This is a genomic window from Vibrio sp. 10N.247.311.12 (assembly GCF_041467515.1).
In the GTDB taxonomy this organism is placed as follows: Bacteria; Pseudomonadota; Gammaproteobacteria; order Enterobacterales; family Vibrionaceae; genus Vibrio; species Vibrio crassostreae_C.
Genome location: NZ_JBFSUV010000009.1, coordinates 20,759 through 45,946 on the forward strand (window position 1 = coordinate 20,759; position 25,188 = coordinate 45,946).

The 25,188-nt window shown below is 44.6% G+C and carries 21 protein-coding genes; 10 read left to right on the top strand and 11 right to left on the bottom strand.

What is annotated here, in order from left to right; all coding sequences use genetic code 11:
• Nucleotides 1-227 precede the first annotated feature (227 nt).
• Complete coding sequence (locus AB6E30_RS05905) at nt 228-1,064, top strand: DUF6279 family lipoprotein (protein ID WP_136973986.1); 837 nt, start codon at nt 228-230, stop codon at nt 1,062-1,064.
• 72 nt (nt 1,065-1,136) lie between these two features.
• Here the strand turns inward: AB6E30_RS05905 and AB6E30_RS05910 are convergent, their stop codons facing one another.
• From AB6E30_RS05910 to AB6E30_RS05925, 4 genes are all read right to left on the bottom strand, one after another.
• Nucleotides 1,137-1,760, bottom strand: coding sequence for a PolC-type DNA polymerase III (locus AB6E30_RS05910; protein ID WP_102320725.1), 624 nt, complete (start codon nt 1,758-1,760; stop codon nt 1,137-1,139).
• A 70-nt stretch (nt 1,761-1,830) separates the two neighbouring features.
• A complete protein-coding gene (locus AB6E30_RS05915; protein WP_137002372.1) occupies nt 1,831-2,232 on the bottom strand; it encodes a PPC domain-containing DNA-binding protein in 402 nt (133 codons plus the stop codon).
• A 133-nt stretch (nt 2,233-2,365) separates the two neighbouring features.
• The gene (locus AB6E30_RS05920) at nt 2,366-3,562 is read right to left on the bottom strand and encodes a DEAD/DEAH box helicase (RefSeq protein ID WP_017064352.1); all 1,197 of its coding nucleotides are present in this window, start codon (nt 3,560-3,562) and stop codon (nt 2,366-2,368) included.
• Nucleotides 3,563-3,758: 196 nt separating this feature from the next.
• Entirely contained in the window at nt 3,759-5,390 is a 1,632-nt protein-coding gene (locus AB6E30_RS05925; protein WP_048606003.1) for an NAD(P)/FAD-dependent oxidoreductase, read from the bottom strand.
• A gap of 253 nt (nt 5,391-5,643) precedes the next feature.
• On the opposite strand from AB6E30_RS05925, the gene fdxA reads away from it, so the two are divergent.
• On the top strand, nt 5,644-5,967 hold the full coding sequence (fdxA, locus tag AB6E30_RS05930; RefSeq protein ID WP_136982565.1) for a ferredoxin FdxA: 324 nt from the start codon (nt 5,644-5,646) through the stop codon (nt 5,965-5,967).
• 97 nt (nt 5,968-6,064) lie between these two features.
• Here fdxA and AB6E30_RS05935 read toward each other — a convergent pair whose 3' ends face one another.
• The 3 genes from AB6E30_RS05935 to AB6E30_RS05945 form a co-directional block, all read right to left on the bottom strand.
• Nucleotides 6,065-6,799, bottom strand: a complete 735-nt coding sequence (locus AB6E30_RS05935; RefSeq protein ID WP_372102934.1) for an RNA methyltransferase — start codon at nt 6,797-6,799, stop codon at nt 6,065-6,067.
• Nucleotides 6,800-6,974: 175 nt separating this feature from the next.
• Nucleotides 6,975-8,027 (bottom strand): aldo/keto reductase, encoded by a 1,053-nt coding sequence (locus AB6E30_RS05940; protein ID WP_372102935.1) that lies wholly within the window; start codon nt 8,025-8,027, stop codon nt 6,975-6,977.
• 372 nt (nt 8,028-8,399) lie between these two features.
• Complete coding sequence (locus AB6E30_RS05945) at nt 8,400-8,546, bottom strand: hypothetical protein (protein WP_017059486.1); 147 nt, start codon at nt 8,544-8,546, stop codon at nt 8,400-8,402.
• 348 nt (nt 8,547-8,894) lie between these two features.
• On the opposite strand from AB6E30_RS05945, the gene pepT reads away from it, so the two are divergent.
• From pepT to AB6E30_RS05960, 3 genes are all read left to right on the top strand, one after another.
• Nucleotides 8,895-10,127, top strand: coding sequence for a peptidase T (pepT, locus tag AB6E30_RS05950; protein ID WP_017059487.1), 1,233 nt, complete (start codon nt 8,895-8,897; stop codon nt 10,125-10,127).
• A 76-nt stretch (nt 10,128-10,203) separates the two neighbouring features.
• The gene (locus tag AB6E30_RS05955) at nt 10,204-10,671 is read left to right on the top strand and encodes a DM13 domain-containing protein (protein WP_136979234.1); all 468 of its coding nucleotides are present in this window, start codon (nt 10,204-10,206) and stop codon (nt 10,669-10,671) included.
• 136 nt (nt 10,672-10,807) lie between these two features.
• Complete coding sequence (locus AB6E30_RS05960; RefSeq protein WP_102320731.1) at nt 10,808-11,650, top strand: mechanosensitive ion channel family protein; 843 nt, start codon at nt 10,808-10,810, stop codon at nt 11,648-11,650.
• Nucleotides 11,651-11,736: 86 nt separating this feature from the next.
• On the opposite strand, the gene AB6E30_RS05965 is transcribed toward AB6E30_RS05960, so the two are convergent.
• Nucleotides 11,737-12,180: a dCMP deaminase family protein gene (locus tag AB6E30_RS05965; protein WP_017059490.1), complete on the bottom strand. Its 444-nt coding sequence runs from the start codon at nt 12,178-12,180 to the stop codon at nt 11,737-11,739.
• Between the two features lie 259 nt (nt 12,181-12,439).
• Here AB6E30_RS05965 and AB6E30_RS05970 point away from each other — a divergent pair, with 259 nt between their 5' ends.
• The 3 genes from AB6E30_RS05970 (at nt 12,440) to AB6E30_RS05980 (ending at nt 17,761) form a co-directional block, all read left to right on the top strand.
• Entirely contained in the window at nt 12,440-13,576 is a 1,137-nt protein-coding gene (locus AB6E30_RS05970; RefSeq protein WP_372102937.1) for an efflux RND transporter periplasmic adaptor subunit, read from the top strand.
• An 11-nt stretch (nt 13,577-13,587) separates the two neighbouring features.
• Entirely contained in the window at nt 13,588-16,740 is a 3,153-nt protein-coding gene (locus AB6E30_RS05975; RefSeq protein WP_137002375.1) for an efflux RND transporter permease subunit, read from the top strand.
• A gap of 334 nt (nt 16,741-17,074) precedes the next feature.
• On the top strand, nt 17,075-17,761 hold the full coding sequence (locus AB6E30_RS05980) for a MaoC family dehydratase (protein WP_017059493.1): 687 nt from the start codon (nt 17,075-17,077) through the stop codon (nt 17,759-17,761).
• Nucleotides 17,762-17,836: 75 nt separating this feature from the next.
• Here AB6E30_RS05980 and AB6E30_RS05985 read toward each other — a convergent pair whose 3' ends face one another.
• Nucleotides 17,837-18,652, bottom strand: a complete 816-nt coding sequence (locus AB6E30_RS05985) for a phosphate ABC transporter substrate-binding protein (protein ID WP_017064361.1) — start codon at nt 18,650-18,652, stop codon at nt 17,837-17,839.
• A gap of 264 nt (nt 18,653-18,916) precedes the next feature.
• On the opposite strand from AB6E30_RS05985, the gene AB6E30_RS05990 reads away from it, so the two are divergent.
• Complete coding sequence (locus AB6E30_RS05990) at nt 18,917-19,279, top strand: DUF3024 domain-containing protein (protein ID WP_017059495.1); 363 nt, start codon at nt 18,917-18,919, stop codon at nt 19,277-19,279.
• Between the two features lie 184 nt (nt 19,280-19,463).
• Here AB6E30_RS05990 and AB6E30_RS05995 read toward each other — a convergent pair whose 3' ends face one another.
• Together AB6E30_RS05995 and rnb are read right to left on the bottom strand one after the other, a co-directional pair.
• Nucleotides 19,464-20,294 carry an AraC family transcriptional regulator gene (locus AB6E30_RS05995; protein ID WP_017064362.1) on the bottom strand — a complete coding sequence of 277 codons (831 nt, stop codon included), beginning with the start codon at nt 20,292-20,294 and terminating at the stop codon, nt 19,464-19,466.
• A 173-nt stretch (nt 20,295-20,467) separates the two neighbouring features.
• Nucleotides 20,468-22,474, bottom strand: a complete 2,007-nt coding sequence (gene rnb, locus AB6E30_RS06000) for an exoribonuclease II (RefSeq protein ID WP_372102939.1) — start codon at nt 22,472-22,474, stop codon at nt 20,468-20,470.
• Nucleotides 22,475-22,783: 309 nt separating this feature from the next.
• On the opposite strand from rnb, the gene AB6E30_RS06005 reads away from it, so the two are divergent.
• Entirely contained in the window at nt 22,784-24,853 is a 2,070-nt protein-coding gene (locus tag AB6E30_RS06005) for a DEAD/DEAH box helicase (protein ID WP_080582207.1), read from the top strand.
• Nucleotides 24,854-25,188 lie beyond the last annotated feature (335 nt).

The window sequence follows — 25,188 nt, forward strand, 5'->3', positions numbered from 1 at the left end:
GTAATAAAATCAAGTCACATCACTGCCATTAATTATTTTTAGTTTAATCATTTGCCTAAATAGCTAGATTAGCAAGTTTGGGTCTCAATTTATCTCAAAGTTCTTACGACCACTGTTTATTAAGACTACTTTTATAAGAGCTAGAATTAGCGTTATAAAAACTGGGCTAACCTTAAAGGGATGAGTTAATCGGTTTGTGGCTTTGTTGAATGTCGTGAGAGGGTAGAATGAGAAAGTGCCGGTGGTTAGTTTTAGTGATCTGTTTTCTATTTACTGGGTGCGGGACCAAGTTCGCCTATAACAATATAGGTTGGTTTGTCGTTAGCTATATAGAAGATTTTGTTTCCCTCTCAAATAGCCAAGAATCAGAGCTTGAAGAGCGATTAGATATATTACAGAAATGGCATAAAGAAACTCAGCTACCTCTGTATATTTCGCAATTAGAAGCGATTCAAAACGTAGAACGGTCGGATATGAATCCCGCTTTTATTGTTGGCCAAAGTGAAGAAACGAAAGAGCATATTCGCTCAATCGTCAATAAGTTCGCTCCAGATATTTACGCCTTGAGTATGCAGCTTAGCCCTAAGCAAGACAGGGAGTTTTTAAAGAACTTTCGTGAAAAGCAGCAAGACTATTATGAAGAAAGGTTGTCGTTGAACGATGCCGATTCGAGAGAGCGATACCGAAGCAGAATAGAAGAGCGCGCAGAACGGTGGTTAGGTTCAGTATCGAAAGAACAAAAACAGATTATTTTGGCTTGGTCTAAAGAGTGGGTAAATACCAATAGCAGTTGGCGACAATATCAAAACAACACCTATCAAGAGCTAACGACGCTGATGGCAAAGAAGAGCGATCTGCATATTGCTCAGCCGATTATCATGAAGTTGCTTTTAAACAATGAAGCTTATTATCCTGATGAACTTGAGTCACAACTCAACCAAAATATGGAAACATCAGCCAAGTTTTTAGTAGATATCGCCGCGACCAGCAGTAACAAGCAGTGGGCGTATTTTATGAATGAATTAGAAAGCCTCAAAGGAACGTTGAAGTCATTGCAAGAGTAGAGCGTCCCTTTTAAAGGCTAGCGGTTATTGTCGAGCTAGCCTTTCATCCCACTTTAAGGTGAATTTCGGAACCTAACCCCTGTTGCTCATCAGTAGTTTTGGAATCGAACTTTTGGCTGTCTTCGATATTTTCTGCATTAATTGGAAGCTCGGTTGTTGAATACCGTGGTCACTCTTCAGCTCATCGATCATTAATAACCACAACCTTGCTGTCATTTCTGAATCGGCTAATGCTCTGTGGAAAGTGCCGTCGTTATCTATGCGCTTGAATCGAACTAGGTCGCCCAACTTATGGGTCGGAGCGTCTTGGATTAGCCGACGAGCAATCAACATTGAGCATGCAAACTGTCCATTGTAATCACGTCCAATATTGTCTAATTCTGCGTCGAGAAAGCGTTTATCAAACGAGGCATTATGAGCCACAAGCTGACTGCCTTGGATAAAGTCTGCAAACTCATCCATCACTTCGCTGCAACTGGCCGCAGTGCTTAACATACGGTTACTGATCCCGGTATAGCTTTCAATGAAGCCACTCACACGAAACCCTGGATTCATGAGTTGTTGGAAGGTGTCGACGACTTCGCCGTTAACGAGTTTTACCGCACCGATCTCAATCGCTCGGTCGCCCATATTGGGTGATAAGCCTGTGGTTTCGAAATCGAGAACGATAACGGAATCTGCGGAGTTTGGAGCCATCGTGTTTCCTAATTGCTGTTTGGTAGTATCGCTTTGTATGGGGCGTTTGGTGTTGCTATGGGTAAATCAGTTATTTGCTATTGCTGATAGTAAGTTCAGTGTAACCCGTCGAATCGTCATGCTCTCTGTTGAAGGTCAAGGTATCGTAGCGGTGAACAAGCAATTCAGCCGTGGTCGCGATAATCGTCCCTTCAAGCAAATGCCCACCAATTACATTGCCATTCTCATCAGCAACGGAGATATGAATATGCTGGTGGTTTGGGGTTAGCGTTGCCATCACCGAGACTATTTCGAACGGAGCTTGAACTAGCTTGGTGTTGTTGGCATTAGCTAAGCGAATATTGAGTTGAGAAACACATCCGACACAAGACGCAATAGAGCCCGCGGAGATATTGTGCGCTGTCACTAGCCTCTGGATCTCTAGCTTTAGGTCTTGGCCGCGGGTTAATCTCGTTGCGATAGGAGTGATCATCTTATTGCCTCAACGTTATATGTATTTCAAAGAACAAAACGAAGCCACATAGGGCTTCGTTTTATTTTCATTTTGGCTAACGCGACTTTTCTTTTGGTTAATGCAACTTTGCATTTTCTGTCGCTGAAATTACTTAGTCTTGTTGCTGTTCTCTTTTCTTCTTAGGAACGAAGTTCAATACTGAAATGGGTACTTCTTTGCGTGGTTCGAAACCTTCAACAACGCGACGTTCAATCAAGTGACCAAGACGCTTTTCAATAATGCACAGGTTTTTGAAGTTATCTTTTGATAGGAAAGAGATCGCTTCGCCAGATGCATCAGCACGGCCTGTACGACCAATACGGTGAACATAATCATCTGCTGGGAATGGCATGTCGTAGTTCACTACGCGGCTTAGGTTGTCGATATCGATACCACGAGCAGCAACACCCGTCGCGACTAAGTATTTTAGGCGACCTTTCTTAAAGTCAGCCAAGATTTTTTCACGAATCGCTTGGCTACGTCCACTGTGGAAAGCTTCCGCTTGAATACCACGTTTCTCAAGTTGAGCAACCAACTTAGCCGCGCCGTGCTTGGTTTCGATAAAGATAAGCGCTTGGTCCCAGTTACCTTCGGTAATCATGTGGCTCAATAGTGCTGACTTACGGTCTTTATCTACCGTTACCAACCATTGCTCAATGTTCGCTTTAGACGCATCAGTCTTGGCAATCGAAATCTCTTCCGCTTCACTGATTGCACTTTTCGCTAGTGCACGCACTGGCGTTGAAAGCGTTGCCGAGAACAGCAGGTTTTGGATGTCTTGTGGTAGACGCGCGATGATCTTGTTGATGTCTTCAATGAAACCCATGTCTAGCATGCGGTCAGCTTCATCTAGAACCAGTACTTCCACTTCATCAAAGTGAACGGCACGTTGTCCGTACATGTCGATCAAACGACCTGGTGTTGCCACAAGAATATCCACGCCTTCAATAAGACGATCTTTCTGGTGTTGGTAAGACACGCCACCGTACATCGCTAGTGATGTTAGGTTTAGGAACTTCGCGTACTTAGTGATGTTCTGTTCAACCTGAACTGCCAGCTCACGCGTTGGTGTCAGGATAACTGCGCGGATACGTTTTTTACGCTGCGTTTCACCTTTGCTTAGCATTTCTAAGATAGGGAGAACAAAGCTCGCAGTTTTACCTGTACCTGTTTGTGCTGCAGCAATAAGGTTCTTACCAGAAAGAACAATCGGAATTGCTTTTTCTTGAATAGAGGTTGGCTTTTCATAGCCTTGTTTTGCAACGGCTTTAACAATAGGTGAGCTTAATCCAAGCTTGGAAAATGGCATAAGTTTCTCGGTATGATTTGGCTAAATAGCGATGGAAAGGTTCAACAATCTTATATGAGGATAAGATTAATGGCTGCATTCTACCATGTTGCTTGCTCACCGCTAGTCACATGCACATAAAAAAATCCAGTGTCGACAAGACACTGGATTTTCAGTTTTGGGTGTTCGCTATTTAGCTTGGGTTTATCGAAAGCGTTTAAGCGATCTCAATCTTCTCAGCTTGGTTCTGCTCTACCATTGATAGTGCTAGCGCTTCTGCGGCCTTAATGCCGTCGATACCAGCAGACAGGATACCGCCTGCGTAGCCTGCACCTTCACCAGCCGGGAAGAAGCCCTTCAGGTTGATGCTTTGGAAGTCTTTGCCACGTTTGATGCAGACAGGAGAAGACGTACGAGTTTCAACACCTGTTAGTAGGCCGTCTGGTGTAGAGAAACCTTTGATCTTCTTCTCGAATGCTGGGATTGCTTCACGAATCGCTTCGATAGCAAAATCAGGCAGCGCTTTTGAAATGTCTGTTAGGTGGATACCCGGCGTGAATGACGGTTGTACTTCACCGATTGCACTCGGATCGCGACCTTTCAAGAAGTCACCGATTTTCTGAGCTGGTGCATCGTAGTTTTCACCACCAAGAACATAAGCGCCACTTTCAAGTTCACGTTGTAAACGGATACCAGCCAGTGCGTCACCTGGGTAATCACGCTCTGGGTCGATACCTACAACGATCGCGCTGTTTGCGTTACGTTCTGCACGAGAGTATTGGCTCATGCCGTTCGTTACTACGCGGCCTTCTTCAGACGTTGCAGCAACCACAGTACCACCTGGGCACATACAGAAGCTGTATACAGTGCGGCCATTCTTACAGTGGTGAACGAGTTTGTAGTCCGCAGCACCTAGGATTGGGTTACCTGCGTTCTTACCGAAACGAGCTTCATCGATCATCGATTGCTTGTGTTCGATACGGAAACCAACAGAGAAAGGCTTCGCTTCCATGTAAACGCCACGATCGTACAGCATTTCAAACGTGTCACGAGCACTGTGGCCAACAGCCAATACCACGTGACGAGATTTGATCTCTTCACCGTTAGAAAGCGTTAGGCCAGTGATTTGACCATCTTCCATATGAACGTCGTCAACACGAGTGCTGAAACGGATTTCGCCACCAAGTTCAATGATAGAAGCGCGCATCTTTTCGATCATGGTAACCAGTTTAAAGGTACCGATGTGCGGCTTACTTACGTATAGAATTTCTTCTGGTGCACCCGCAGCAACGAACTCTTCAATTACTTTACGGCCGTAGTGCTTTGGATCTTTAACTTGGCTGTACAGCTTACCGTCAGAGAAAGTACCTGCGCCGCCTTCACCAAACTGTACGTTTGATTCTGTGTTCAGCGTACGCTTACGCCAGAAACCAAAGGTATCTTTCGTACGCTCACGAACTTCTTTACCACGCTCAACGATGATTGGGTTGAAACCCATTTGAGCAAGCACTAGGCCAGCGAATAGACCACATGGGCCAAAACCGATAACCACAGGGCGCTCAGTTTGGTTCTCAACCGCTTTAGCAACAAACTTGTACTCCATATCAGGAGTCACTTTTACGTGCGGGTCGCTAATGAATTGTTCTAACAACTCAGCTTCGTTTTCAACGAGAACGTCAAGCGTGTAGATAAGTAAGATCTTTGATTTCTTACGAGCATCGTAGCCACGTTTAAAGATATTAAAAGAGAGTACCTGATCAGAGTTAATACCAAGTTTCGCTTCAATAGCGTCTTGAATAGCAGACTCTTCATGGTCTAGTGGGAGTTTAATTTCGGTTAAACGTATCATTTCGATGTCTCGTTTTTATAGGTGTCTTAGCTAGATCGTTTCTTAATACAGAGTTTGATGGAAACGCTGATGTTCAAAGAAGCGATAAGCTCACAATGGCGCGCATTTTACGAGAAATTGATTTATCTGTCATACTAATTTGGAAACATGGAGCAAATAGACACGATATTAGAGCCGTATGATGTTGAATTTTGCTTTGGGATGAGTATTATCCCCATTCTTCAATTTTGACTAACTTATAGAGCAGAGCATCATGGCATTTGTCGTAGGCGATAATTGTATTCAATGTAAATACACAGACTGTGTGGCAGTGTGTCCCGCAGATGCGTTCCATGAAGGCCCAAACTTCATGGTAATTAACCCGATCGAATGTATCGATTGTGGTTTATGTGTACCTGAATGTGATGCTCAAGCAATCTTCCAAGAAGATGAACTGCCTGAAGATCAAAAGATTTTCATTGAAGTGAACGCAGAACTTGCTGAGATTTGGCCTGTGCAAACGGAAGTAAAACCAGCGATGGATGATGCGGAAAAGTGGAATGGTGTGTCTGATAAGTTGGCAATGCTAGAAAAGTAATTGTTGAAAAGAACTCAAATAAAAAGGCGTACTGATTTAATCAATACGCCTTTTTTAATATTTGAACATTGTCGACTGGATCGTTAGCTTATGAGACCTAGCTGTGCTGACGACGCATGTTGTCGAGAATGATGCCAGTCGCCATTGCAACGTTCAAAGACTCTGCGCCACCGAATGCTGGAATCGTAATCTTATCTGTCACGTATTTAGCGGCGTGTTCACGAATGCCGTGAGACTCGCTGCCCATCAGCAAAATGCCATTTGCAGTGAAGTCAGTCTTATGAACACTTTCGCCTTCCAAAAATGCACCGTAAACCGGTAGATTCGCTTGCTCTAAGTAAGCTGGTAAGTCAGTTTGACTTACGTGTACTCGGCCAAAGCTGCCCATAGTCGCGCTGATAGTTTTAGGGTTGTATGGGTCTGCGCAATCGCTGCTCGCAACGATATGCTTGATGCCATACCAGTCTGCGACGCGAATAATCGTACCTAGGTTGCCTGGGTCAGATACACCATCCAGCGCAATCATCAATCCAGTTGCTTTTGGTAGTTCAAATGTTGGGATCTCAACAACTGCAATCGCTGCGTTGTTACTCACCAAAGTACTTGCTTTGGTTAGGTCATCCAGTGAAGCTTCAACACAATCAAACTCAAATAGTGATGCGTGATTTTCAGATAAGAAATCAGCGGTAGCAAAGACATTCTTCACCACTAAGTCACTATTGAACAGCTCAAGAACGTTCTTTTCACCTTGAACTAGAAACAGGCCGTGGGCTTTACGTTGTTTCTTTTGACCCAAAGCACGAAGGAGTTTTAATTGGTTTTTTGAAATCATGTTTTTATCCTAGATATAAGCCCGCGCATTATAGAGCAAAGGTTAGCGAACCAAAAGCGTGATAGCTCAATGCGATCCATATAAAAAGCAAAAGCGATCCACTTAAAAAAGAAAAGCGCACTAAATAGCGCGCTCTTATGGGATTTACTTGCTTAAGTTAAGCTGAACTGACAGCCTAATACGGAGCAGGGTAGCGCTTAAAGACAGTGTTGATATCAGTCAGGATCTCTTCTGATAACGGTTTACTGAAAGCGGCTACGTTCTCTTTTAGCTGCTCCATGGTCGTTGCACCAATGATAGTGGACGTCACGCCATCAACTTGATTACACCAAGCCAATGCCAGTTGGCTTGGAGTGAACCCGTGAGCATTCGCCACTTCAACATAGCCTTTAACCGCTTCATTGGCAGTTTCAGTATCACGGAAGATGCCTTTACGTTGCATGTAAGTCCAACGGCTGCCTTCCGGTCTTGCGCCATCAATGTACTTTCCACTCAACATGCCTGCAGCTAAAGGTGACCATGGCAGATAAGCGACATCTTCATGCACACAGTTCTCAATCAGATATGGCCAGTCTTTTGCGTGCAGCAAGCTAAATTCATTCTGAATCGAAACCATACGTGGCAAATCGTGTTTCTCGCTCAGCTTGAGGTATGTGTTAATGCCCCAAGTAGAATCATCTGAAAGCCCGACATGGCGAATTTTCCCCGCCTTAATGCAGCTTGCCAGTGCTTGTAGGATTTCCAACATCTCAGCTTCATGCTGCTTTCGGTCAATATCACTGAATCGAATGTGATTCGGGAAATGCTTACCAAAGTGAGGCGTTGTACGATTTGGCCAATGAAGTTGGTAAAGGTCGATATAGTCTGTTTGTAGGCGTTTTAATGATGCGTCAACGGCTGCGATCACCGCTTCACCCGTTATCGGGCCGCCATCTCGAACCCAAGGAAGCCCTGGCCCGGCAATTTTGCTCGCAATGATCAACTCTTGTCGACGCTGTGGGTTACGCGATAACCAGTTACCAATGATCGCTTCTGTTTTTCCGTAGGTATCTGGAGAAGGTGGAACCGCGTACATCTCTGCAGTATCGATAAAGTTAATACCTTGGCTTAATGCGTATTCGATCTGTTGGTCGGCTTGCTGCTGCGTATTTTGTAGCCCCCAAGTCATGCTGCCAAGACAGATACGGGAAACGGGAATTTGACTACTTCCTAGCTTTGAATATTCCATTGAATTCGGGGTTCCTGTGGTTAGGTTCTCTGGTACTCGCATTATAGTTTTGAAAAGAGGGCGAGTGAGGAATGAAAACGAATATGAATTATTAGCACAAAATGACACGACAAGGTATGGCATCGGGGAGTTTAGTGAGTCATTTCTCAGCGCCGCAAGCTAGTGTGTGCAATGCGTGAAAATACATTCGCGAGAAACTATGAGCCAATTGGTGATCGAGAAGTGAAGAACAGCAAGCAATGAGCGAAGGTTTAATGTTCAGCTTGTTTGGGAGTGGGGGAAAGGAGAACAGATCAAAAATAAAAAAAGCTCTACCGGATAGAGCGTAGAGCTTTTTTATAGGGGTCTTAATAGTGCTAGGTATTCATTGAGTTACGAGGTCGCGTTTGTGTCTAATCCACCCTGGATCTGCGCCTGTCTTAGAGCTTCCTGCCTTTGAACTTCTTTCTCAGTTAATACTGGTCGAAGCGTTTCCTCAGAGGCTTGAGGAGAGAAAATGAAATATTTATTAATCGTCATAACTGTGTCTCCGTGTAACGTATGACAGATTCTGCATCAAGGATAAATTGTGATCATCATCCACTTTGTACTTTTGTTAGGCTGAGAGCGGAGGGCGTAGAATGCGTACAAAGCGATCTCTTATCATCCGTATGCAATATTGAACTGACGAAACCCTCTGTTTTCAAGTATAGGAAGCGCATCTAATTTCGCACAATAATGATTTAGAGCAATTACATACATGGTCAGGGGCGTAAGATGAAAACCCTCGCTACTGACTCTGTGCTCGTATTTATTTAACGATGTATCACTTATCGACATAATAATTAAGTCAGTAAATCAATTACTTAATCCATGGTGAGATGAATTATGGAAAAGCTTGTAGAACGTTTTCTGAATTACGTTACTTTTGATACCAAATCCGATCCTTCTAATCAGCAATGCCCAAGTTCACCGGGTCAAATTACCTTTGCTGAAGCCTTAAAGTTAGAATTGGTGGCATTAGACTTAGTTGATGTGTCTTTAGATGACAATGGATACTTGATGGCGAAACTGCCGTCGAATGTCGATTACGATGTGCCTGCGATTGGCTTTGTGGCGCACATGGATACCGCTCCTGACGCATCAGGCGCCAACGTGAAACCACAAGTGATTAAAGATTACCGAGGTGGAACGATTGAATTAGGGGAAAGTGGCGAGAGTTTGAACCCAAGCCAGTATCCAGATCTTGATTCTTTACATGGTCACGACCTGATTACGACTGACGGCACAACTCTGCTTGGTGCCGACAACAAAGCGGGCATCGCTGAAATCATCAGTGCAATTGCTTACCTGAAAGCGAATCCAGACATCAAACACGGCGACATCTGCATTGGTTTCACGCCGGATGAAGAGATTGGTCGCGGTGCGAACCTGTTTGACGTTGAAAAATTTGGCGCCGAGTGGGCGTACACCATCGATGGTGGCCCAGTAGGGGAGTTGGAATTTGAGAACTTCAATGCCACGAGCGCCGATGTTATCTGTCATGGCGTGAACGTTCACCCGGGCACCGCAAAAGATAAAATGGTGAACTCGATGAACATTGCAGCGCAATTCCAATTGATGATGCCTGCGCAAGAAACACCAGAGTGCACAGAAGGTTATGAAGGCTTCTACCACCTGAAATCGGCGGAAATGGGTGTGGCTCGCTCTGAACTGGGATACATCATCCGTGATTTTGAACGTGAGGGTGTAGAAGCGCGTAAAGCATTCATGCAGCAGAAAGTCGATGAGCTGAATGAGCGCCTTGAGAAAGGCCGTGTTGAGCTGGTGCTAACCGATAGCTACTTCAACATGAAAGAGATGGTTGAACCGCATCAACATATTATTGAATTGGCCAAGCAGGCGATGATTGAGTGCAATGTCGAGCCAATGGTTAAACCAATCCGAGGTGGTACAGACGGTGCTCGCTTATCTTTCATGGGGCTACCATGTCCGAATATCTTTACTGGCGGTTACAACTTCCACGGTATTCATGAGTTCATTACCATTCAAGGCATGGAGCAAGCGGTAAAAGTGATTGTTGAACTGTCTCAACGTACAGCAACGCATTACCAAAAATAGAACATCAGAGCGTTATATCTCTTTGTATTTTTGAGAGTATTCAATAATACTCTCTTTAAGCATAAGGGAGTACGCGATGAAAAAGTTAGTTTTACTTTGCACCCACTTAGCCGTGGGTGCTGTTGGTTTTGGGCTAGGTGTTTACGCATTGCCTATCTTGATTGAGCCTGATTCTCCTTCCTCAAGTTCTGTTGAAGCGATCAGTGAGCAGGCTATCTACACGGGTGAGTTCACTAAAGATCGACAAGACAGTGACTTCTTGCACTGGGGAGAAGGTATCGTTTCTGTGTCTGAAAGTGCGATCGCTTTTGAAGGTGAATTGGCGCCGGGGCCTGATTACAAGGTCTACCTCTCACCTAAGTTCATTGAAACCGAGCAAGCTTTCAATGACAGCAAGAGCGAGTTACTGAGAGTCGGAGATGTGAAAACATTCGACCGTTTTATGGTTGAGCTTCCCGAAGGTACTGATCTTAATCGATTTAATACGGTTGTGATTTGGTGTGAAACTTTTGGTCAATTTATTACTTCTGCCAAGATAAAATGATAGCCTTAGCTAGGCTAATACCAGATTGTAAACGAGCGCTCAGGAGTTGAGCGCTTTTTCATAGAAAAGATATTAGCGGCTTTCTTGTAGAGCTAACCGTTGTAAAGCTAACTGTTGTAATGCTAAGGAATAAGTAATGGAAAAGTTGTGGCAAGTAATTGATTTTCTACTCGCTCATAAGTTTATTTTTAGTGCGTTGATTATCACTCTTATATTAATCATTCGCCGAATCACCTTATCTCAAATAAGAGGTGATGTTGCTTTCCTTAGTGAAGACCAACGTAACTGGATGTCACGAACCAAAAACGGCACATTCGCGATTATTGTTGTAACGTTATTTGTGTTGTGGAAATCCGAAATCAGCGAGTTTGCGCTATCTGTCACGGCCATTGCTGTTGCGATAGTAGTGGCTTCAAAAGAGATCATTTTGTGTTTCACCGGTTCTATTCAGCGTGCGAGTTCTCGCTCATTTAGAATCGGCGACTGGATCGAAGTGGGTAAAATAAGCGGTGAGGTGATTGAGCACAATTTGATGGCGACTGTGATTCAAGAAATCGATTTGTATCATGGGCAATATCACTTCACTGGTAAGACAGCCACGCTGCCTAATAGTATGTTCTTCACCTATCCGGTAAAGAACCTCAACTTTATGAAGCGCTATGTTTATCATAACTTTTTTGTGACGGTGAAAGACTTTGTAAACCTATACCCTATGGTGCCGGGTCTTATTGTGAAAATTGAAGAGCATTGCGAAGAGTTTATCGATGTTGCTCGCCGTTACAACGGTGTGATCGAAAAGCACGCTGGTGTTGACCTTCCGGGTTCTGAGCCTCACATCCATATCACAAGCAGTTCGACAGGTGAGCAAGAAGTCCATTTTATGATTTTCTGTCCAACCGAGAAGGCGGTTCATCTAGAGCAAGAGATTCGTAAAGATTTCATGGAAGCATACGCTGAAGCATTTCCTGTCAGTGCTTAATCCTGCAGTCCGCTGAGCCCCAAACAAAAGAAAGCCGAGAGCGATAATATCGACTCTCGGCTTTTTTGTTCTAACTATCTGTTCGTTTAATCTAGGTCAGCCAGTGGCAACCAATCGACTTTTACGCCTGCTTGTTCAAACATATCTTGGCTCACTTTGATTTTGTCTCCCCAGCGAGAAAGAAAGTCTTCACTTTGCTCTGGGCAGTGAACCGCAGAAATACCGGTTTGGATGATTTTCGCTGCGCAGTTTGGGCAAGGGAAGTGAGTCACCCAGATTTCACAGCTGTCCAAATCACGCTTGGCGAATAAGATCGCATTTTCTTCAGCGTGAAGTGTCTTGAGGTACTTCATCTCTCTGTCATCAGTATCCGCACTATCAGACACGCCATGTGGGTAGCCATTAAAACCAACAGAAACAATGCGGTTGTGCTTAGTGATTACGGCGCCGACTTGAGTTGAAGGATCTTTACTCCAAGAACCGACCAATTCCGCCATTTGATAGAAACGTTTAGCCCATTTTGAAATCATGAGAATTCCTTAACAATTAAATGTGAATGCTTATCTGTCTGACAATACATTATGTTAGACAATATCCATAGAGAACAAAAGCTGAGAGATTGATTTACTTAGGAATTGTAGCGTGTTTGTAATCACTTTATAAGCACTTGGTTTCAATTAACATATTGATACACTTTGGCCAGTTATAATTGATATTCCTCGGACAATGGTAACAGAGGTGTTACGTAAATTTTATGCTGTTCAAATACTAATAAGTGACGGTATAACCATGCGTAAAAAGTTGATCCTTACTGCTCTTGCAAGCTCTCTTATTCTTGCTGGGTGTGGGCAAGATGCTCAAAATGCCAAGCAAGCACCTTTACCTCTCGTAGCTGTACAGGATGTTAGCGTTGTTTCTCACCAGCAAAGTAAGTCGTATATCGGTCGTATAGAAGCCGTTGAAGACACGGCTATTACAGCGCAGGTTTCTGGCTACCTACAAAGCCGTCATTTTAATGAAGGCCAAATGGTTGAAAAGGGTCAATTGCTTTATTCGATTGAACCTTCTTCGTTTGAAGCCGAAGTAGCAAGCGCAAAAGCGTCTGTTGCTCAAGCGAACGCGAACCTTAAAAAAGCTGAGCTTGATTTTAATCGTGGTAAAAACCTACTTCCGAAAGGCAGTATCTCTCAATCTGAATTCGATGCATTAACCGCAAACTTGTTAGGTTCTCAAGCACAGCTTGAAGCAAGCCAAGCACAGCTTAATGCTGCGAATGTTCAGCTTTCTCATACCAAAATCATCGCGCCTTTCTCTGGCCGTATTAGCGATACCAAAGTGAGCACGGGTGATCTGGTTTCGCCGTCTTCAGGTGTACTGACGACTTTGGTTAGCCTAGACCCAATCCACGCATCGTTCAGCATCAGTGAGCGAGAGCGTATTGAGCTGGGTATGGACCGCATCGAAGGCGATGGCAGCAGCGACTCTGCAGGTGTTGAAGTTCAGATCATGCTTGAGAACGGTGAAGCGTTTGAACACCTAGGTCAGCTCGATTTTTTGGGTAACCGTATCAATCTCAATACCGGTACGATCGCGATGCGCGCAATCGCTGATAATCCGAATCAACGATTACTTCCTGGTCAACACGTTCGTGTGGATCTACGTGAAAAGCAATCTATTGATGTTGTGACTATCCCACGCCGAGCAGTACAAACCGACCTAGAAGGCGACTTTGTGATGGTACTGGTTGAAGGTAAAGCGGCACCAGTTGCTGAGCGCAGAAACATCGAGATGGGTCGTCAGGTTGAAGGTGGTGTAATTGTTCATTCTGGATTAGAGAAGAACGACTCAGTCATCACTCAAGGCTTACAGCGTGTCCGTAATGGTATGTCCGTTCGCATTCAACCTTCTGCTGAACAAGCTGAGTAAGGGGGCTATTTATGTTGAGTCGTTTCTTTATTCAAAGGCCTAAGTTTGCCCTTGTTATATCCATCATATTAACGCTGGCGGGTGCGATTTCTCTCGCTATCTTGCCGGTGGCTGAATATCCAAAAATTAGCCCACCGTCGGTCAGTGTGTCTGCATTCTATACGGGCGCAAGTGCTGAAGTGGTGGAGCAGGCGATAGCCGACCCCATAGAAACGTCGGTTAACGGCGTAGAAGATATGATCTACATGTCCTCTAAAAGTGCTAACGATGGTTCATACAACCTTAACGTGACCTTTGATGTCGGTACTGATGCTGATATGGCTCAGGTCAACGTGCAGAACCGTGTTGCTCAGATCGAATCGAAACTTCCACAAGAAGTAAGAATGGTGGGTGTAACGGTCAAGAAGCGTTCTCCTGACTTGCTGATGGTATTGAACTTCTACTCGCCGAACGGAGAGTATGACGATCAATTCTTGATCAACTACGTGAACTTGAACATTAAAGACCAATTGGCCCGTGTAAAGGGTATCAGTGAAGTTAACGTATTGGGTGGTGGCGAATACGCGATGCGTGTTTGGTTAGACCCTGAGAAAATGGCTAACCTCAATATAACCACCTCTGATGTGAATCGCGCCTTGGCTGAACAGAACGTTCAGGTAGCGGCTGGTCGTATTGGTGCTGCACCTTACAACAACGCACAAGAAGTGCAGTTCAACTTGGTAACCAAAGGCCGACTAGAAACGGCTGATGAGTTTGAAAATGTTGTACTTCGTGCAAACCAAGATGGTTCAACGGTTTATTTAAAAGACGTTTCACGCGTTGAGCTTGGTAAAAAGTTCTACGATGGCAATGGTAAATACCGTGGTCAAGACGCTTCAATCGTAACGTTGTCACTTCAATCAGACGCTAACGCGCTGGAAAGTGGTAAAGCGGTGATGGCGATGCTGGATAATTTAGGCAAAAATTTCCCTGAAGGCGTTGCTTATGAGGCGAGTTATGACACGACACTCTTCGTTGCAGAGTCGATCAAAGGCGTAGTAAAAACGCTAATTGAAGCGATCTTACTGGTTATCGCGGTAACGTATCTGTTCTTAGGTAGTGCGCGTGCGACTTTGATTCCTGTAGTTGCGATTCCGGTATCTTTGATTGGTACGTTTGCCATCATGCAGATGACGGGTTTCACCATCAACACGGTAACCCTGTTTGGTTTGATACTAGCGATTGGTATCGTAGTAGATGATGCGATCTTGGTTATCGAGAACGTTGATACCACAATGGCTAAAGACCCAACCATTTCACCGCGTAAAGCCACGCTTATTGCGATGAAAGAAGTAACGGGGCCGATCATTACGTCGACCTTGGTTCTACTTGCGGTATTCATCCCTGTTGCAATGCTTCCTGGTATTACTGGCATCATGTACCGTCAGTTCGCTCTGACTATCTGTATCGCGGTTGTTATCTCTTCAATTAACGCATTAACGCTATCACCTGCATTGTGTTCACTGGTTCTTAAGCAGGGTGGTGGTAACACGGCTCGTTGGTACCAAGCGTTTAACCGTGGTCTTGAATCAGTAACCAACAAATACGGTCAAATTGCAGGCTTCCTTGTGAAAAAGGGTGTTCTGCTGTTTACCTTCTTCGTTGTGGCGCTAGCAGCGGTAACTTACTTCGCGAAAACCACGTCTACGGCGTTTGTACCTCAAGAAGATAAAGGCATTTTGCTGGTTAACGTTCAGCTTCCTGACGCGGCATCCTTGTCTCGAACCGAAGAAGTGACTAAGCAGCTGCTTGAAATGGTTGAACAAGAGCCGGGTGTTGATGGCGTAACACTGGTTAACGGCTACGCATTTATGACGGGCGCTTCTGCGTCGAATGGTGCGTCAATGTTCATCAAGCTTCACGATTGGGACATGCGTAATGCACTGGATGGTCAACACTCTGCTCAGGCTATCTCACAGCGTATTAATGGTCGTGCTGCGACTGAACTTCCTCAAGCTGTCGTGTTTGCGATGGGGCCTCCAGCAGTACCGGGTATGGGTGCAGCGTCTGGATTTGAGTTTGTTCTAGAAGATACATTAGGTCGTAGCCGTACTGATCTAGCGATGGTTATGAATGACGTGATTGCTGAGGCCACTAAACAGCCTGAGATTTCACACACATTCAGTACTTTCCGTGCGAACGTACCTCACTACTATGTCGATATTGACCGTGAGAAAGCGCAGCAATTAGGTATTCCGTTGTCGGAAATTTTCCAAACACTACAAGGTAACCTTGGTTCGTTGTACGTGAACGACTTCACCATGTTTGGTAAGAACTTCCGCGTAACCATGCAAGCTGACAGTGAACACCGTAGCAGCATGGACGACCTACAACGATTCCACGTTCGTTCGTCTAATGGCGAGATGATCCCGTTAAGCACATTGGTGACTTACGATCAGATCTTCGAACCAGATGTAGCATGGCGTTACAACATGTACCGCAGTGCCGTGATTCAAGGTCAACCTGCAGAAGGTTACTCAAGTGGTGATGCGATTGCGGCAATGGAACGCGTAGCTGCAGAAGTATTGCCTCAGGGGTATCAGTACGAATGGACAGGCATGGCTTACCAAGAAGTACTAGCAGGTAACCAAGCGATCTTTGCTTTCGCACTGGCTCTGATCTTCATCTACCTGTTTATGGTGGCTCAATACGAGAGTTGGACAATTCCGATTGCGATTATCCTCGTGGTACCTGTCGCAACCTTAGGCTCCTTCTTGGCATTGAATCTAACGGGCACTCCGCTGAACCTTTATGCACAAATAGGTTTGGTTCTCTTGATAGCCTTGGCCGCGAAGAACGCAATCTTGATTGTGGAATTCGCAAAGGTAGAGCGTGAAGAGAAAGACGCACCGATTGAAGATGCAGCGGTGAAGGGCGGTACACTGCGTTTCCGTGCTGTGAACATGACGTCTTGGTCGTTCATCTTAGGTATCTTCCCGCTTATCTTCGCTGCGGGCGCAGGTCACGTGAGTCAGAACTCTCTGGGTATTTCACTGATCGGCGGCCTGTTATGTGTATTACTGGCGGGTACGTTCCTAATCCCTGGCTTCTACGCATTCGTGCAACGTAAGCGTGAGAAAGCACACGGTGGTAATACCAAGCTGGTTCCGCTTGATGACGAATAGAGGATTGAGTGTCTTGTAAGATTCGTCTCTTACAAGACCAACCCTCGGAAAACTAATTCCTTGTAAAAACTAAGGTTTAGCATTGCGCTAAGCCTTTTTTTATTCCACTTATGAATAAAAACGCCTTTTATATAAACAAATGTTTGTCATGTGATAGAGCTAACACTCTAATTTGGGTTTTGTAATAAAATGATGTTTTATTGGTAAGTATATGTTTAATATGATTTTAACAAGGTTCAGCTAACGGTTGTATGCTCGAAAACATTTGCACAATAGTGTGAAGTGTTTCAAAATTACGAAGTTATATTGAAATTTTTTGTGCATTGAGGTTCTTATGAAAGTCATTGATTTATTTAAACACCGAGGCGATAGCATGTCTTCGCAACACTCAGAGTTTATGCAATGGATGTCTCCAGCTCTTAGAGATTACTGGGGCGACTTTCTTAATCGTACGCAAAATAGCCATTTCTTTGCGTGGGTTCGTGATCACCACAAACCTGCTGTCAATGAAGATGCACCAGAGATGCCGGTGGAACAGCCGATCGTACTTAAGCCTGAAGCACAACTTGTGTTTGATGAGCTTAATCAGCAGATCGGTGAAGTCATCCATACTGGCGACTGGATCAATGTAAGTCAAGACCGTATTAACCAGTTCGGCCTTGTTACTGAAGATATGCAGTGGATTCACACTGAACCTGAAAAAGCGGAAACAGACTCTCCGTTCAAAACAACCATCGCACATGGTTTTTTAACTTTATCTCTGCTTCCTCGATTGACTGACAGTGTTGACCCTGACAAGTCTCAATTCCCAACAGCGAAGATGGTCGTAAACATTGGTCTTAACCAAGTACGTTTCCCATACCCTGTTAAATCGGGCAGTAACGTTCGTGCTAAAAGTACGCTAACAAAAGTAACGCCAATTAAGAAAGGCCTAGAGATTGAACGCGAAATCCGCGTAGAAATCGAAGGTATTCGTCGTCCTGGCGCTGTGATCGTTTCAGTGATTCAACTTCACTTCTAAACGAACCATATAGATTCCAAAAAAAGAGAGAGCTTAATGCTCTCTCTTTTTTTTCATAAGATAAAACTCACTCACTTATTTAATGCGAGTGTAGCCGTACTCTTCGATAAGGTCTTGCCCTTGCTTTGACTTCACGAACTTGATGAAGTCTTTGCTCTCGTCAGAAACTGAGTCTGTCTTGTGCAGCAACAAGAATGGGCGAGCCAATTCATAGCTGTGGTTAGCAATGTTCTTAGATGTTGGCTCTACGCCTTCAAATGTAATTGCTTTAATCGAACGGTCGATTGAACCAACAGAGATAAAACCAATCGCGTGTGGGTTATGGTTAACAATCGTTTTAACCATGCTGTTGCTGTTTACAACCAAGTTATTTGGGTTGATGTCAGACACTAGACGGTCATTAATGATCTTCGTTAAACCAAGCAAGCTTTCGAAGCTATAGCGTGAGCCAGAAGACGCTTCGCGAGTGACAACTGCGATAGGCTGATCTGCGCCACCCACAGCTTTCCAGTTCGTGATTTTGCCTTTGTAGATATCGAACAGCTGCTCACGTGTAACGTTGCTTACAGCGTTTGAGCGGTTAGTTACTACAGCTAGGCCGTCAAAGGCAATTGGAAATACCTTCAACTTCTCGTCTTGTTCGCGGTCGGTTAAATAACGCGAGCTCATACCGATGTCAGAGACACCTTTATTAACCATGGTAATACCTGCTGTAGAACCAATGCCCTGAACCGCAATATAGTTATCAGGGTGAGTCTTGTTGTACTCCTCAGCTAATACATCCATCACTCGTGATACTGAAGTGGAGCCCGAAATAGTGGTTTCTTGTGCTAAAGCAGCATGAGAAGACAGGGCTAAGGATAAAAGAGAGGCAAGCGCGACTCGTAACATAAACAACTCCTAGTTAATAACATTTGTCGCATATGATAGGTCGGTTATATGACACTTTTGTGAAATTCCATACTCTCGATGTATAGCTGTTCGCTTGATGAGTCGTAGCTTTCTGGGTTTCCGAAAGCAAGATTCGTTTCTGGGAGCAGGGCAGGTATTTTGATTACGCTTGTTCGCTAAAATGTTTGTTGAGTCCTAAGCTAAGTAGAGGAATTCACTACTTAGAAGTTTCTATGAAGTTTCTATGAAGTTACAAGGGGTGTTATGTCCGTCATTCATATCGAGCTGAATCGTCTTTTAATTGGGGCCGAGAGGCTCTGTACATCTCGAAATCGAAGTTTACCTGTCGAGCTAGGCAAATCCCTATATGAAGAGTGTGAGGGTGGTGTGCTGTTTTCTCAGGCGCATTATCTACTCGACTCATCTCACAGTGATTATACAAACGAGATCGTCTGCGTGACTTTTGATGAGTCGCTGTCTTGTTGGTTAGTGATGGTGCCGCTTGAAGGGGATGTCGAAACCGACTCTGTGAATTGGGGGCCGTATCCGTACCTTCCTAAATCGAAGGATCTTGATGCTATTTTGGCGGAAATAGAAAAAGACCCTAAATCGTACTTCTGGTCATAGTCACTCTGTTTTCACGTTTGCTGGTGGCCTGCTCGCAAAGCTGAATCAATGAGTATCAAAACTCAACCACTGAATCCCAAAGCCAAATCATCTCATCCCACACCCAAGTGGCTTAATATTGAAGCCACTTGGTTTACACCAGTTCCCAACTAAGACGTCCACATCAATCTATCGCTTTGTTTCTTTAAACTTGCGGCTTTACGCTCTGCAGTTGTGCTTGTGCCACTAGCGATCGGAAGTCTTTTGGTGTTTTTCCGTGATACGTTTTAAAGGCCGTGCTGAAGTGAGCGGCACTTTTAAAGCCTGACTCATACGCGATTTGAGTGATCGACTTATCCGATGTTCTTAGCTGAGTGGCTGCATGAGCAATACGTTTTATCTTTAATAAGTTTGAGAACGACAGATCTTCAGCCGATAAGCGACGTTTAAGCGTAGCCGGTGACATTCCCATGTAACTGGCGAGCGTATCCAAAGAGATATTGTTTTCAATGTTTTGCTCGATGTAATGAATGACTCTTTGGGTCACGGTTAACCTTGAAGCTCGAGCAATAATAGCCAATAGAGCTGGGTACTGTTCCACCATCAAAGACAGCAAACTTAAGCCTAATTGAGTGAGTGCGTAGTCATTCTGAGAAGAAGAGTTGGCCAGTGACATGATGAGATCTTTCAACTGACAGAGCTCAGTATCCGTTTGATTGAACTTAATGTACTTGTCTGGGATTCGAGCGGACTCTAAATCGCTGAACTGATTAATGAACTTTTGAAAGATAGCCAAATCAAAATCTAAGCAGGTTGCGCTGAATTCGCCATTTTCAGTGTTAACCGTGATGTCTTTAATCTGACCAGAATTGTAAAGGGTGAAATCTCCCGCTTGCAACGAGGCTTGAGTACCATTGGGCAACACAAAAGAAATGCTGCCTTTCGACACTATAAAGATACCGTTTTTAGAGGCAGGATAACGTTCTCGTCTCCTGGGAATGAAGTTTCTGAACTGAGTAACTGTGATTGATGACATAGTGAGCTTCTTTGACGTTGTAAATTGATTGCTTATTGATTGTTTTTTTTAAGTATTGTTTAAGCATGAGACATTTACAAAAAAGGCGCTAATAATTAGCGCCTTTAGAAGTGAACCTTTGAAGCTTTTGACCTTGAAAGCTTTGACCTTGAAAGCTGTAGCTGTTAAAGCCTTTAAGCTTCGGTTTCGTTTGTCGTTTCAGGCACGCTAGGCAAGTCCGCAAATACTTGAGTAGGTTTTGCTACTAAGTTACGGTTTTCCTGATTAACTTCAGAGAGAACTACTTCTAAAACGTCTCCCAGTTTGTATACCATTTCTTTATCGATAGATACAGTACCCATATCACCGTTGCACTCTATTCTTTCTTTATTATTAAGAATGAGAGATCCAGGGATAAATGCAGCAGCACCATTTTCAAGTAAACGTACACGCATACCTGCACGGTTAATATCGAAAATCTCAGCTTGGAAACGAGTTTCTTCTGCTGGAGCATTGGCTAGAGTGCGAGCATACAACCAATCGCCAACATTACGCTCAGCCATGCCGTGGTGACGGCGGTGCAGGGCAAGTTCATCACCGATAGTTTCATCTGGTGTTTGAATTGGCGCTTTACCTAAGATGTGTGCTTTAAGCATACGGTGGTTAATCATGTCGCCATATTTACGAATTGGAGAAGTCCAAGTTGCGTAAATATCTAATCCCATCGCGTAGTGCGGTGCAGGCTCATTGCTGATCTCGCTATACGCTTGGAATTTACGAATACGGTTGTCGTAGTAGCTGTTATCTAAAGAACCTAACCAACGACGTAGAGTAGCAAAACCTTCTAGAGAAATGATTTGCTCTTCAGTGAACGGCGTTTCCGCTTGCGGGTTTACCAGTTCAAGAACGTCGGAGATTTTCTCAGCCTTGAAACCAGAATGGCAGTTAAACACACCTTGGTTGAAGCTCTCTTTTAGTACTCGGCCCGCACAGATGTTCGCGCTGATCATTGATTCTTCAACCAGCTTGTTTGCGCTACGACGCATGTCAGCGTGGATAGCGACAACATCGTTATCTTCGCTCAGTTCAAAGCGGTAGTCAGGGCGATCTGGGAACACAACAGCGTTTGCTGAGCGCCATGCTGAACGTGCTTGAGCAAATTGGTGAAGATCAGAAACAATTGCAGCAATCTCTTCTGATGGTTGCCATTTCTCTGATGCACCTGTTTCTAGCCAGTCTGATACGTTGTCGTAAGCAAGACGAGCATGAGATTTGATGTTTGCAGCGAAGAAGTTAATGTCATCACCGATAACGCCATCTTTAGATACCGTTACTGTGCAGCAAAGTGCAGGACGAACTTCGTTCTCGATCAGTGAACATAGGTTGTCAGCAAGATCACGAGGCAACATTGGGATGTTGCGACCAGGAAGGTAGATAGTGAAACCGCGCTCGCGTGCCACTTTATCCATCGCATCATCTGGAGAGATGTAAGCCGTTGGATCAGCAATTGCGATAGTCAGTTCAAAATCACCGTTCTCTTTCTTCTTCGCGTAAAGCGCGTCATCCATATCTTTTGTGCTTTCGCCATCGATAGTCACAAAAGGGACGTGCGTCATGTCTACACGTTCAAGATCGGCGTCATCGTTGATTAGCCAGTTGTCGATGCCTTCAGGCTCGCTGTTTGGTAGATCGTTTTGTGCCAGCGTTACCCACCAAGGTGCAATCTTGTCGTCAGCGTCTGTGATTTTCTCAGAGATCTGAGCCAAGAAACCATTGTCACCTTTTAATGGGTGTTGAACGATATGAGCAACAACCCAGTCACCTTCTTTAAGCGTTTCAGGGTTTAGACCCTTCATTGCTTTCGCTTTAAGTTGCAGTTTTTTGAGCTGCGGGTGATCAGGAACAACGTTCAATCGGCCTTTGAAAAGCTTAACTCGTGCAATAAAGCGAGTAAGACCTTGTTCAACCAATTCCTCAGGCTCTGCTACTTCGCGCTCTTTCTCTGTGCGAATGATGGCAATCACCTTGTCACCGTGCACACATTTCTTCATGTACGGAGGCGGGATAAAGAAGCTTGTTTTGCTATCAACTTCGAGAAAACCAAAACCTTTTTCAGTGGCTTTGATGGTACCTTCCTTTTTAGGGAGGGTTTCTTGGATTTGCTGCTTGAGCTGAGCGAGTAGAGGATTATCTTGAAACATTTTGACTTTTATCTATCGAGGACAATTGAGCACACTATAATCATTGCGAGGCTTGATTACTACTTAAAGGCGAAGTGAGCGTTAATTAATTGCCCTCTTATTTAACTAGGTCAATTTGCTAGGAGATGGGTGCTGTGACGAGATATTCATCAAGTTTTGACGATATGATAACCAGTATTGATGTAAAAGCGAAAAATATGTGATGTATTTCAATTTTTTCTGGATTTTTTTATGCATTTAGGGAATAATCCGCCTCCCTTAGACGTCCCTAATGGCTTGAAGTGTTTTATTACTGCTTCGTAACTCTGAATGGAATCAGTATCTGATTGGATCAGTATTGGAATTGATAGAGCTCCCGGGACCTTTTGTTTACTTATATATAGTGGGATCCCAATGTCCGAATCTGTAATTCAATTTAATGAATTAGCCCTAAACGATAACATTCTTTCAGCTCTTGATAGCATGGGTTTCGTTTCTCCGACTCCAATCCAAGCAGCAGCTATTCCTCTTCTTCTTGAAGGCCGTGACGCACTAGGTAAAGCACAGACTGGTACTGGTAAAACAGCAGCATTCTCTCTGCCTTTACTTAACAAAATCAACCTGAACCAACACAAACCACAAGCAATCATCATGGCTCCTACTCGTGAGCTAGCGATTCAAGTTGCTGCGGAAATCAAAAACCTTGGCCGTGATATCAAAGGTCTTAAAGTTATTGAAATCTACGGTGGTGCTTCAATTGTTGACCAAATGCGTGCTCTAAGCCGCGGTGCTCACATTGTTGTTGGTACTCCAGGTCGTGTTAAAGACTTACTAACTCGTGACCGTCTACACCTAGATGAAGCACACACATTTGTTCTTGATGAAGCAGATGAAATGCTGAAAATGGGCTTCGTAGATGACGTTACTTGGATCCTAGAGCAAGCTCCAGAATCTGCACAACGTGTACTTTTCTCTGCAACTATGCCTCCAATGGTTAAGACTATTGTTGACCGTTACCTACGTAACCCGGCTAAAGTTGACGTTGCTGGTACTAACCACACAGTTGATAAAGTAGCGCAGAACTTCTGGGTTGTTAAAGGCGTAGAAAAAGACGAAGCAATGTCTCGTCTTCTAGAAACCGAAGAAACTGACGCGTCAATCGTATTCGTACGTACTCGTCAAGACACTGAGCGTCTAGCTGATTGGCTATCTGCACGTGGCTTCAAAGCTGCTGCACTGCACGGTGATATTCCTCAGTCTCTACGTGAGCGTACTGTTGATCACATCAAACAAGGTGTTATCGACATCCTAGTTGCAACTGACGTTGTAGCTCGTGGTCTTGATGTTCCACGTATCACTCACGTATTCAACTACGACATCCCATTCGATGTTGAATCTTACATCCACCGTATTGGTCGTACTGGCCGTGCTGGACGTAAAGGTAAAGCGATCCTACTAGTTCGCACTAACCAAATTCGCATGCTTCGCACAATCGAGCGCGTAACTAAGTCTCAAATGGAAGAAATTCAACTTCCTCTACGTGACCAAGTTGCTGCTGCACGTGTTGCTAAGCTTGGCGCTGAACTTGAAACTGAGAAAGAAAGCAAAGCACTAGAAAACTTTGCAGGTCTTATCTCTACTCTTCAAGAGTCTCTAGAAGTTGATGCTGCTACTCTAGCTGCAATGCTTCTTAAGCGTCAGCAAGGTAAGAGCCCACTATTCTACGTTGGCGAAGACCCAATGATCGCTGCTATTGAGCGTGATAAGAACCGTCGCAAAGAGCGTCGTGAAGATCGTGACAACGGCCGTGACGGTGGTGGTCGCAACTTCAATACTCAAGATTGGGATACTTACCAACTACAAGTTGGCCGTGAGCAAGGCGTTCAGGTTAAAGACATCGTTGGCGCACTAGCAAACGAACTTGGCCTAACTAAAGGTTCTATCGGTGCTATCAAGCTAGACCAAGGTTCTACTTACGTTCAACTGCCAAAAGCAATGAACTCTGAAACTGCTGGTAAGCTAAGCAAACTTCGCATTCGTCAAAAAGAAGCTGGCGCTGTAGTTGTTGATTTCAATGACTTCCGTGAGCCTCGTCGTGGCGGCGGCGGTCGTGATGGCAACCGTGGTGGCAACCGTGGCGGTCGTGATGGTGGCGGCTACCGTGGTAACCGTGAAGGCGGCAACCGCGAAGGTGGTAACCGTGAAGGCGGTCGTGGTGGATACCGTGGCAACCGTGATGGTGCTCGCGATGGTAACTCTGCTGGCGGACGTGATGGCGAACGTCGTTTCGACCGTAACCGTGGTGGCGATCACCGTGGTAACTTCCGTGGCGAACGTGGCCATGGTAACGGCAATGGCGGTGGTAACCGTGGTCGTCGTCCAGAGCGCAACGAAGGTTAATCAACCTGTCGCTTAGACGCTTTAGGTCTAGACACTGAATTTAAAAGCCGAGCGTAATGCTCGGCTTTTTTGTGCCTGTTATTTGAACTTAAGCTTTGGTTGGCTCGATATTCGTAGCTAACTTACTTTAATCAAGCTTCGTTCCTGTAACTATGCTTCGTCCATGAAACTAAGCATCGCGCCTAGAACGAATGTTAGTGCCAAAACTTAGCTGTATCGCGTTCTAAGCCTATACCAAAAGAACGTGCTACAAGATGCTGAAACGAAGAGTGAAGGCTATCTAAGCGTCGTTACAGTGCATCTATTCGTAGAGTTGTGCTCGAAGGCAATCAAAA